Here is a 9618-nt window from a genome sequence, read left to right on the forward strand (position 1 = left end):
GTGAGGGCCCCGCCCCACTCTCTCCCCCCGGACAGCCTTCCCGCCCCGGAAGAGTCCAGCAGAAGCAGACCCAAGCCACAACTAGCACCGCTCTTCGTCCCCTCTCCCCTCGGGACAGGGCCAGGGTGAGGGCCCCTTCCCACCAAATCTCAGCCTCACCCCATGAAAAAGCCCGGCCTAAGCCGGGCTCAATCACCGCGCAACACGCTTACAGGGCGACCTTCTGCTTGCTCTCCAGCTCTTCCGTAGCAGCCGCGTCCTGGGTCTCGATGGACTGCACCAGCGCCTTGGAGCTGAAGGCCCGCAGATCGCGCAGGAAGTTGTCCCGCCAGGAGGCCAGATCCGCTTTGCGGATCACCCGCATCATGTCTTCGTAGCGCGATTTGCGCTCTTCGAGCGGCATGCGCAGCGCCCGGTCCAGCGCCTCGGCCATGCCGACATGGTCATAGGGATTCACGATCAGCGCCGAATTGAGTTCGCGCGCCGCACCGGCGAAGCGCGACAGCACCAGCACGCCCGGATTTTCCGGATCCTGGGCCGCCACGTACTCCTTGGCCACCAGGTTCATGCCATCGCGCAACGGCGTCACCAGGCCGACGTCGGAGGAGCGGAACAGCCCCATCACCGTGCGTCGGTCGTAGCTCTTGTTCAGGTAGCGGATCGGCGTCCAGTCCAGCTCGGAGAAATGGCCGTTGATATGGCCGGCATGGCTCTCCAGCTGACGCCGGATGTTCTGGTAGGAGACCACGTCCGCCCGCGACGAGGGCGCGATCTGCACGAACTGCACCGCCCGATGATGCTCGGGGAAATGCTCCAGCAGTTTTTCGAACGCCTGGAAGCGCTCCACCAGCCCCTTGGAATAGTCGAGGCGGTCGACGCTGACGATGGTCTTGTAGGGCACGCCCTCGATGCTGCGCGAGATGAACTGGCGCCGCGTGCGATAGGACTCGGCCTGCTTCTGGATGACGTCTGGCATTACGCCGATGGGATAGACGCCGACCCGGAAGTTATGACCGTAGGCGGTCAGGCTGCCGTCCTTCTCCAGCACGCCACGCACCTCGCGGGTGATGTAGTCCTGGAAGGCCAGTTGGTCGGTATCGGTCTGGAAGCCGATCAGGTCATAGAAGCACAGGGTCTTGAGCAATTCGTTATGCGGCGGGATGGCGGTGAGGATCTCCGGCGCCGGGAAGGGAATGTGCAGGAAGAACCCGATGCGGTTGCGAATGCCCAGCATGCGGCAGGCTTCGGCGAAGGGAATCAGGTGGTAGTCGTGCACCCAGATGATGTCATCGGGCTTGAGCAAGGGCTTCAGGCGCTCGGCCATCGCCATGTTGACGCGTCGATAGCCGTCGTACTCTTCACGGTTGTAACGCGCCAGGTCGATTCGATAATGGAAGATCGGCCAGAGGGTGGCGTTGGAGAAGCCGCGGTAGTAGTGGTCGTAGTCGCGCTTGGTCAGGCCGAAGGTCACATAGTCGATATTGTCCTTGGTCTGGGTCTTGGCCGGCCCGTTTTCCTTGACCGTATCGCCATTCCAGCCGAACCAGATGCCACCCGACTTGCGCAGGGCGTCCAGGACACCCACCGCCAGACCACCCGCGGTCGCCTTGCCTTCCTCGATCGGGGCCACCCGATTCGATACCACCACTAAACGGCTCATCCTAGTCTCCTTGCTTATAATGTGGCGCGAGGTCACGGCTCAGCTGCTGCAGCCAGAGGGCTACCGCTTCCACCGAAGGCAGGCGGGTCTTGGCGACCGTCTCCCCCTCCCCTACCTTGACGGTCAGACCGCCTCGCGCATTGACGACAGTGAACCCCTCTTCATCGGTGCGATCGTCACCGAGAAACACCGGCAGGCAGCCGGCAAAGGGTTCCAGTTCGAGAAAACGGGCGATGGCCTCGCCCTTGCTCGCCGCAGCGGGCTTGAGTTCGAAGACGCACTTGCCCGGCTGCAACTTGAATTCGGGATGGTCGGCGGCGATGCCTTCAGCCAGTTCGCGAACCAGGGCTTCCTTGTCCGGCGCCTGGCGATAGTGCAGGGCGAAGGCCACGCTCTTGCGTTCGAGCAGCAGGTCCGGATGCGCCGCCAGTGCGGTCTCCAGGCGCCGACCGACGTGCGCCAGCATCTCCGCATCCAGGCTCACCCGATGGATCTCGCCCTGGGGATCGCGCCACTCGGCGCCATGGACGCCAGCCGCTGGCAGCCGCAGCGGCGCCGTGAAGCCGTCGATCTCCGCCAGCGGCCGCCCGGAAACCACGGCGACGCCATGGTGGCGCGCCAGCTGTTCAAGGGCAGCGAGGGTTTCGGCGGGAATGAAAACCTGTTCCGGACGTGGCTGCAATTCTGCCAGGGTGCCATCCAGATCGAAGAAGAAGGCCAGCGGCTGGCCCGATGAGGTGAGGCTGTCGAGGTCGATCATGGAAGGTACGACTGCCGGGTCATCGTATGGTTCGTTCACATCTTCCGGCGGTGCCGAGGAATTCCCCTTGCCGGCGCGTAGTCGGATTCAGGGAGATGCTCTAGCAGCCCTGCCTTTGGAGACCACCATGAACAAGCCCGACATCACCAAGACCCCCGAAGAGATCGACGACATTCAGGACCGCATGGGTGACATGCGCGAACTCGACTTCAGCGATCGCAAGGACGAGCGCGGTGGTCGCATCGGCGACGAAATGGACGAGCGCGACTATGAAGGCCAGTTTCCCGAAGAGCGCGTGCGCCAGGCCGGCATGACCGGCGGCGAAACCCTGGATCATCAACCGACGATGGACGACGCCAGCCCCGAGACCCTGCTGGACGAAACCGGCGCGCGCTCGCCGACCGACTACGGCGATGCCTGGCCGAACGACAAGGAACTGAGCGTGGTCGAGGACAGCGACATCGGCGGCGGCTCCGGTCAGGACGAAGCCGAACTCGGTCGCAGCCATCCGCTGGATGGCGAGGCCTGGGACGGCGAAGCCGACGCACCCAACGAAGCCGAGACCCAGCGAGAGGCCCGCTACGCCGATCTGGATGCGAACGACGAAGACCTCGCCGGCGACACCAGCCTGGATCTGGACGAAAAACGCGCCGATCACTGAGGCCGCTGACGGCCTAGTCGAGCAGCGTACAGGCCATCACCAGCGCATCTTCCCGGCCGCCGACCGCGGGATAATAGTCCCGCCGGCGGCCGATCTCGTTGAAGCCATAGCGTTCGTACAGCCGATAGGCCGACTGATTGCTGGCGCGCACCTCCAGGAAACACTCGTTGGCCTTGGCCTTGCGCGCTTCCTGCAGCAGGTGTTCCAGCAGCCGCAGGCCGAGTCCCCGGCCCTGGCTTTCCGGCTTGATGGTGATATTGAGCAGATGGGCCTCGTCGAGAATGACGTTGATCACCCCGTGCCCCACCTGCTGCTCGCCAGCCGTCATCACCCAGCAGTCGTAGGACCTGAGCGCATCGGTGAAGATGCCGCGGGTCCAGGGATGGCTGAAGGCCTGATATTCGATCTTCAACACCGTGTTCAGATCGGCTTCGGTCATCCGCCGAAAGCTCACCGCATCGTTCATTGCTGTTCCATCCAGCGGCGCCGCAACGGGCGCATGGCTTGCCAGAGCGCGGCCTTGGCGGCCGGCTCTTCCATCAGGATATCCAGTCCCGGCACCAGCCAGGCCGGGCCCAGGGCGGTGTCCCGCTCCACCCCCGTGAGCTGCGCATCCTCGACCCCGCTGTAGCGTCGCGCGGCCACACCGATCAGCCAGAGTCCCAGGCCCTCGCCCAGGCGCTCCTGGTGCCCCGAGACGAAGCTCTGCACGAATTCAGCGGCCGCCGCCGGCCCCTGGTCGAGTTGACCGTTGTTGAGCAGTGGCCAGCGAATGGGCTCTTCACTGACGATCCGCGGCGTGTCCGGCAGGCCGGCAGCGCGCAGCAGATCCCGGAGCAGCAGGTAGGCCGGATCCCGCACCCCCAGGGTATCGCCGGTAGGCAACTCCAGCAGCAGCAGGCAGCGCCCGGCCTGCAACAACTGCAAGGCAAAACGGGGCGCCGGCTCCCGCGCTGGCGGCGGCGCACGTTCCGGTTCCGGCTCGGCCACGGGGGGCGCAGCCGGCTTCAACGCCGCAGGTCGCGGGATCTCGATGCGCGGCCGATTCGCCGGCGGTGCCTCGGCTACCGCAGCGGCCGGCGCGGTCTTGGCCACCGGCTCCGGGCGTACCACCCGAGCCACGACAGGCGCCGCTTCCGGCTCCTCGACCCACAGGGCTTCCGGGCGCGAAGGCGCGGCGAAGGGCAACACCGTGCGCGGCACCCAGACATCCAGCTGCAACGCCTGCAGATAGGCGCGACGACGCGCCTCGGCGGCAAGCGAGGGGCTGGCGGAAGGGGTGGGATCGGACATGGGCGGATCCTTCGGACACGCGAGGGAATTATGCGGGGCGGCATTGTCGCCCGGATCGCCCTGGATCGAAAGGCCACCCTGCCCATCGGTCCCACCGCGATCACACCGAAGGCTCTGGCGTCTGGAGTACAATGGCGCTTTTGTCTGGTGCGGTCCCCGCCATGATCGACCCCAAACGCGTCCTGCGTACCCTCGCCGAACACTGGCACCTCATCGACCCGCTGTGCACCCACTTCGACAGCGGTACCCTGGGCCTGGTCGAACTGCGCGCCCGCCTTGCCGAGCAGTTGCCCGAACGCACGCCTGCCGACCTTACGGCGCTGCTGGACACCTGGATCCGCCTCGACATCCTGGTGCCGGTGGCCAAGAGCCCCAACCGCTTCGAACTCAATGGCCAGATCCACGACTTCCTCGGCTACCTCAGGCGCGAGCACCGCCTGGGCCTCTGCCTGGAGATCGAGGCCTACCTGCGCCACCTGGAACGCCTCGCCGGTCACATCCGCGAAGCCTTCGACAACCGCGACGGCCCGGACCTGGCGCGCCAGCTGCGTCTGCTGGACATGCGCGTGCGCGACGTCCTCAAGAAGCTGGCCAACGATGGCCATGCCCTGGAAGGCGTGGCCGAGCGGGCCAAGACCAGCGATCGCCAGATCCCCCTGCGCCAGCGCTATGCCGAGGTGCTGGCCACCTGGGACGAGTACGTCGAGCCGATGATCCAGCTGGTGGCCGCCGACGGCGCCTTCGAACGTGGCGTGCATCGCGTCGAGCAGGTCCTGCTGCACCTGCTGGGTGAACAGCAGCGCCTAGGCCACCTGGTCGACGACGACCTGCTGCTGCGCACCCAGGCGCGCATCCTGGAGATGCACAACGCCGCCCAGCTGGCCCTCAGACGCGCCCGCGAACTGCTCTTGCCGCTGCGCGAAGAGGCACGCCGGCACAACGCCGTGACCCGGGGCGCCGCCCTGGCCCTGGCCACCATTCGCCGCAAGGGTCTCGACGCCGTGCCCCAGGCCGCCTTGCCGCTGTTCAGCCGGCCACAGAGCGTCTTCCTCGGCACCACCGCCCAGGTGGAAAGCTATGTCTACGCCCTGGCCCGCTTCGAGCCCAAGCCGGCGCGCTTCCCCAGCCAGACCAGTCGCCCGCGTGACAGCGAACGCCCGGCCGCGCCCCGTACCGCCCGCGAGATGCTCGATCTCTGCCAGGACGCCCTGCCGCTGCCCGACCTCATGGCCTGGCTGCTGGAACAGGAGCCGGCCGGCGACACCGACGAGCTGCTCTACTGGTTCTCGCGCCTGTCCCGCGATGCGCGCTTCCAGCGCCAGCGCCTGGACCGCCGCCACTACGACACCCTCGAACACCGCGTCAGCCTGTGCTCCTACGCCCTGACCGCCCGATCTCCCGCGAGCGACGCCCATGCAACTTGACCTCAATGAAATGACCCAGCTCGCGCCCATCTTCCGCGAGCTGTTCAAGGGCTATCACCTGTCCCGCAGCGAGCCCGAGAGCTATGCCCAGCTCAGCCAGCAGCAGGACCAGTACCGCGCGCTGTTCCGCGCCCTCGGCTTCGAACTGGTCTGCGATCCGCGCGGCTTTTACTACTTCGTGCCCGAGCAGATGGGCGCCCAGGTCAACAAGACCGCCCAGCGCCTGGCGCTGTTCACCTTCATCCTGGTCGAGCACCTGGCCGACCAGGGTCGCGATCCGCTGGCCGTGCTCGATGGCGGTACCCTGGGCCGCCACGAACTGCCGGCGCTGCTGGACAAGTACCGCGACCTCTTCCTGCAGGCCGAGGTCACCACCCAGGAAGAGCTGGAGGAAAAGATCCTGCGCCGCCTGACCCAGCTCGGCTTCGCCCTGGACAGCAACGGCACCTACCGTTTCCTGCCGCCCATGCACCGCTTCCTCGATGTCTGCCTGACCGTGCAACAGGATCGCGACCTGGCCGCCGGCCTGCATGCCAGCGACCTGCCACTGCCGACGCCAACCCTCGCCAGCGACGAAGACGGCACCGCGCAGGAAGGCGCCGACGAGGATGACGAAGAGGCCGCCCTGGCCCGCGCCATCGCCGCAGAACGGGAGTTCGACCTATGATCCGCTACGGCATCAGCCGCTTCGCCCTGCTCAACACCGCCGGCTACAGCCTCGGCCTCTTTCCGCTGGAACAGCCGCTGTCGGTCTATGGCGCCAACAACCTGGGCAAGAGCGCCTCGATCAACGCCCTGCAATTTCCCATTCTGGCGCGGCTCTCCGACATGAGCTTCGGCAAGTACAGCAACGAGCAGTCGCGCAAGTTCTACTTCGCCACCGACACCAGCTACATCCTCATCGAGCTGCGCCTGGCCCACGGCCCCCACGTCATCGGCGTGGCCGGTCGCGGCCCGGGGGGCGGCTTCGGTCACCAGTTCTTCGCCTATGCCGGCGAACTGGACCTGGCCCACTACCAGCGCGACGGCGCCTGCCTGCGCCAGCGCGAGCTGTTCGCCAGCCTGGAGCGCGCCGGCCATAAGGCCTATGAGGTCAAGCCCGATGAATTGCGCCGCCTGCTGGTCGGCGGCCATACCAGCATCCCCCTGGACCTGACGCTGATTCCGCTGCGATCCACCAGCGAACAGAGTCTCAAGACCTTCCGCGCCCTGTTCATCAACCTGCTGCACATGCGCGAGATCACCGCGGCCAAGCTCAAGCAGCTGTTTCTCGATGCCTTCGAGCACAGCCTGAGATCCGGCAGCGTCGACTACATCGCCGCCTGCGAGGAAGCCTTCCGCGATGTCCGCCGCATGGAGCAGGACTACCAGGCGCTGGTCGCCGCCGGCCCGCTGGTGGAAGCCCTGGCCAATGGCGTCGAACAGCGCGATCGCCTGAGGGGCAAGCTGCATCGCCTCTCGCCCTTGCTCGACAGCCTGCTCGGCAGCTGGCAGCACTATGCCCTCGACCGCCGCGACGAACTCCTGACCCAGACCGAACACTATCGCCAGGAGCAGGATGGCCTGCAGCAGAGCCAGCGCGACGGCACCAGCGAATTGATGCGCCGCGAGCGCGAGATCAGCAGCCTGCAGCGCTGGCTCGCCGAGCTGGCCCAGCTCAAGCACCGCTTCGCCCTGGTGGAGTCCACCGCTCCCCTCGAAGCCCAGCTGCTGGCCGCCAAGGACGCCCACGACGAACTCGCCGGCGCCCTGTCCCAGGCCAGTCAGTTCAGCAGCGAAGACCTCGACCAGCGTGTCCGCGAACTGGAGCAGCGCCTCAAGGGGATTCGCCAGCAACTCGACCACGCCGACAACAACAGCTATGCCCGCCTGCGTGAAGAATTCAGCCAGGCCGACGTCGACCGCCTGATGCGGCTGTTCAACGGCCAGCTGTTCAGCCTGCCGCTCGGCCCCAGGGGTGTCGAACTGGCGGAAGACGGCAGTTGGGTAAAGACCTTCGAAGGCATCCTGGCGCGTTTCCAGGGCGATCGCCTCGAATTGCCGGGCCTGTCCCTCGACCTCTCGGGGATCGAGCCACCCACCCTGCAGGCCCTGGCCGATCGCGCCGCGCTGCGTGACCAGAAGGACCGTCTGGAGCGCGAGCTCAAGCAACTCAAGGCCCAGCAGGGCGTCAGCGTCGATCGCCAGGCCAGCAAGGCCCAGGCGGAGGTGCTCTACCAGCAGGTACTGGATGCGCAAAAGGCCCTGGAAGACTTCCGTCGCTGCCAGACCCTCGGTGCCGAGGAAAACGAAAAGCTCGAACAGCTGGCCCAGCTGGAAGCCGCCCAGGACGAACTGAGACGCGCCGGCGATGCCTTCACCGAACGTGTCCAGCAACTCTCCGCCAGGCTGCAACTGATTGGCCGCCAGCTCGCCGACCTGGAAGCCAGGGACCGTACCCTGGCCGACGCCCTGCGCCGCCGCCAGCTGCTGCCCACCGACCTGCCCCCGGGCACGCCCTTCATGGAAGCGGTGGACGATTCCCTGGAGAACCTGCTGCCGCTGCTCAACGACTACCAGGACAGCTGGCAGGCCCTGCAGCGCGCGGACACCCAGATCGAGGCGCTCTATGCTCAGGTCCGCCTCAAGGGCGTCGCCAAGTTCGACAACGAGGAAGATCCCGAGCGCCGCCTGCAGCTGCTGGTGAATGCCTATGCCCATCGCCAGGACGAAGCCCTGACCCTGGCCAAGGCCCGCCGCGCTGCCGTCACCGACATCGCCCGGACGCTGAGAAACATCCGCAGCGACTACGACAACCTCGAACACCAGCTGCAGCTGTTCAACCGCGAGATCAATCGCAAGCAGGTCTCCAACCTGGAGAGCTTCCGCATCGTCCTGGCGCCCAATAAGGAAGCGCTCAAGCACATCGACCAGATCATCCACAGCGCGGGTCAGTACGAGGAAGGCGAGACCCTCTCGGTCTTCGATCTCACCCAGGACAGCAGCCAGGACCAGAAGAACGAAGATGCCAAGGAATACCTGGCACGCCTGGTGGCCGCCAACGGCAACCAGCTCGGCCTCAAGGACCTCTTTGAGTTGGCCTTCGAGATCACCAAGCAGGGCGGCCAGCCGATTCTGCACACCGACATCGACGGCGCCGCCTCCAACGGCACCACCATGACCATCAAGGCACTCACCAACATGTACCTGTTGCTGCACCTGATGGACCGGGAGCAGGCCGCCAAGATCCGCCTGCCCTACTACCTGGACGAAGCCGCCGACATCGACGAACGCAACCAGCAGGCGCTGATCGAAACCAGTCAGCAACTGGGCTTCGTGCCCATCCTGGCCAGCGTCAAGCCCCAGGTCAGCGCCCAGGTCGCCATCGACCTCGAAGGCGGCAGCGGCCCCGGTGGCATCTACATCGACGAAGCCGACTGGAAATACATCGCCAAACGCGACCTGGCGCTGCCCGAACCCGCTTGAGCGCTCTCCAGAACGCAAAAAGCCCGGCCAATGCCGGGCTTTTTCCTGCTCGCGTAACGCCGCCTTAGGTGCTGCGGTAGGTTGGGCTGAGCCTGGCGAAGCCCGACATCCGGAAGCCCCCCCTCACCGCCTCGCCGCCGTTCGCTTGATGCCTGCAACGGACCTCATCGTTGGGCTTCGCTGCGCTCAGCGCCAACCTACGATGATTCTGTGCCGTGCTTCCAACACAACAGCCCGGCGCAGCCGGGCTGTTGTGGCTCTTGGGCTCTTGCGGACGTAAAGCTATACCTGCCTAGCAGGCACTGCTCCAATGCCGCCGCCGCGCCCTTTTGGTCCCCTCCCCCCCGGGAGAGGG

At 66.1% G+C, this 9618-nt stretch carries 8 protein-coding genes; 4 read left to right on the forward strand and 4 right to left on the reverse strand.

Annotation, left to right across the window (positions count from 1 at the left end):
* Positions 1-208: 208 nt before the first annotated feature.
* Entirely contained in the window at positions 209-1660 is a 1452-nt protein-coding gene (otsA, locus tag PVZ72_RS11185; RefSeq protein ID WP_273861912.1) for an alpha,alpha-trehalose-phosphate synthase (UDP-forming), read from the reverse strand.
* Between the two features lies 1 nt (position 1661).
* Complete coding sequence (gene otsB / locus PVZ72_RS11190; RefSeq protein ID WP_133861593.1) at positions 1662-2420, reverse strand: trehalose-phosphatase; 759 nt, start codon at positions 2418-2420, stop codon at positions 1662-1664.
* A gap of 127 nt (positions 2421-2547) precedes the next feature.
* Between otsB and PVZ72_RS11195 the strand changes: the two genes are divergently transcribed.
* Positions 2548-3081 (forward strand): hypothetical protein, encoded by a 534-nt coding sequence (locus tag PVZ72_RS11195; RefSeq protein ID WP_133861594.1) that lies wholly within the window; start codon positions 2548-2550, stop codon positions 3079-3081.
* A 13-nt stretch (positions 3082-3094) separates the two neighbouring features.
* Here the strand turns inward: PVZ72_RS11195 and rimI are convergent, their stop codons facing one another.
* Both rimI and PVZ72_RS11205 read right to left on the reverse strand, forming a co-directional pair.
* The gene (rimI, locus tag PVZ72_RS11200; RefSeq protein WP_133861595.1) at positions 3095-3547 is read right to left on the reverse strand and encodes a ribosomal protein S18-alanine N-acetyltransferase; all 453 of its coding nucleotides are present in this window, start codon (positions 3545-3547) and stop codon (positions 3095-3097) included.
* Positions 3544-4374 (reverse strand): energy transducer TonB, encoded by an 831-nt coding sequence (locus tag PVZ72_RS11205; protein ID WP_273861913.1) that lies wholly within the window; start codon positions 4372-4374, stop codon positions 3544-3546. Before PVZ72_RS11205 ends, rimI begins: the two co-directional genes overlap by 4 nt.
* A 161-nt stretch (positions 4375-4535) precedes the next feature.
* Between PVZ72_RS11205 and mksB the strand changes: the two genes are divergently transcribed.
* Genes mksB through mksF form a run of 3 tightly spaced genes read left to right on the forward strand, consistent with a single transcriptional unit; the run spans position 4536 to position 9263 of the window.
* Entirely contained in the window at positions 4536-5798 is a 1263-nt protein-coding gene (gene mksB / locus PVZ72_RS11210) for an Mks condensin complex protein MksB (RefSeq protein WP_273861914.1), read from the forward strand.
* Positions 5788-6465: an Mks condensin complex protein MksE gene (mksE, locus tag PVZ72_RS11215; RefSeq protein ID WP_273861915.1), complete on the forward strand. Its 678-nt coding sequence runs from the start codon at positions 5788-5790 to the stop codon at positions 6463-6465. Before mksB ends, mksE begins: the two co-directional genes overlap by 11 nt.
* Positions 6462-9263, forward strand: a complete 2802-nt coding sequence (gene mksF / locus PVZ72_RS11220; RefSeq protein ID WP_273861916.1) for an Mks condensin complex protein MksF — start codon at positions 6462-6464, stop codon at positions 9261-9263. The genes mksE and mksF overlap by 4 nt, the downstream gene beginning before the upstream one ends.
* Positions 9264-9618: the final 355 nt, after the last annotated feature.

The sequence above is a fragment of the Pseudomonas sp. LA5 genome (genome assembly GCF_028640825.1).
Taxonomy (GTDB): domain Bacteria; phylum Pseudomonadota; class Gammaproteobacteria; order Pseudomonadales; family Pseudomonadaceae; genus Chryseomonas; species Chryseomonas aestiva.

Bases quoted from the DNA above. Each gene is read 5' to 3' on its own strand.
- otsA (WP_273861912.1), bottom strand. From the start codon at position 1,660: ATGAGCCGTTTAGTGGTGGTATCGAATCGGGTGGCCCCGATCGAGGAA.
- otsB (WP_133861593.1), bottom strand. From the start codon at position 2,420: ATGATCGACCTCGACAGCCTCACCTCATCGGGCCAGCCGCTGGCCTTC.
- PVZ72_RS11195 (WP_133861594.1), top strand. From the start codon at position 2,548: ATGAACAAGCCCGACATCACCAAGACCCCCGAAGAGATCGACGACATT.
- rimI (WP_133861595.1), bottom strand. From the start codon at position 3,547: ATGAACGATGCGGTGAGCTTTCGGCGGATGACCGAAGCCGATCTGAAC.
- PVZ72_RS11205 (WP_273861913.1), bottom strand. From the start codon at position 4,374: ATGTCCGATCCCACCCCTTCCGCCAGCCCCTCGCTTGCCGCCGAGGCG.
- mksB (WP_273861914.1), top strand. From the start codon at position 4,536: ATGATCGACCCCAAACGCGTCCTGCGTACCCTCGCCGAACACTGGCAC.
- mksE (WP_273861915.1), top strand. From the start codon at position 5,788: ATGCAACTTGACCTCAATGAAATGACCCAGCTCGCGCCCATCTTCCGC.
- mksF (WP_273861916.1), top strand. From the start codon at position 6,462: ATGATCCGCTACGGCATCAGCCGCTTCGCCCTGCTCAACACCGCCGGC.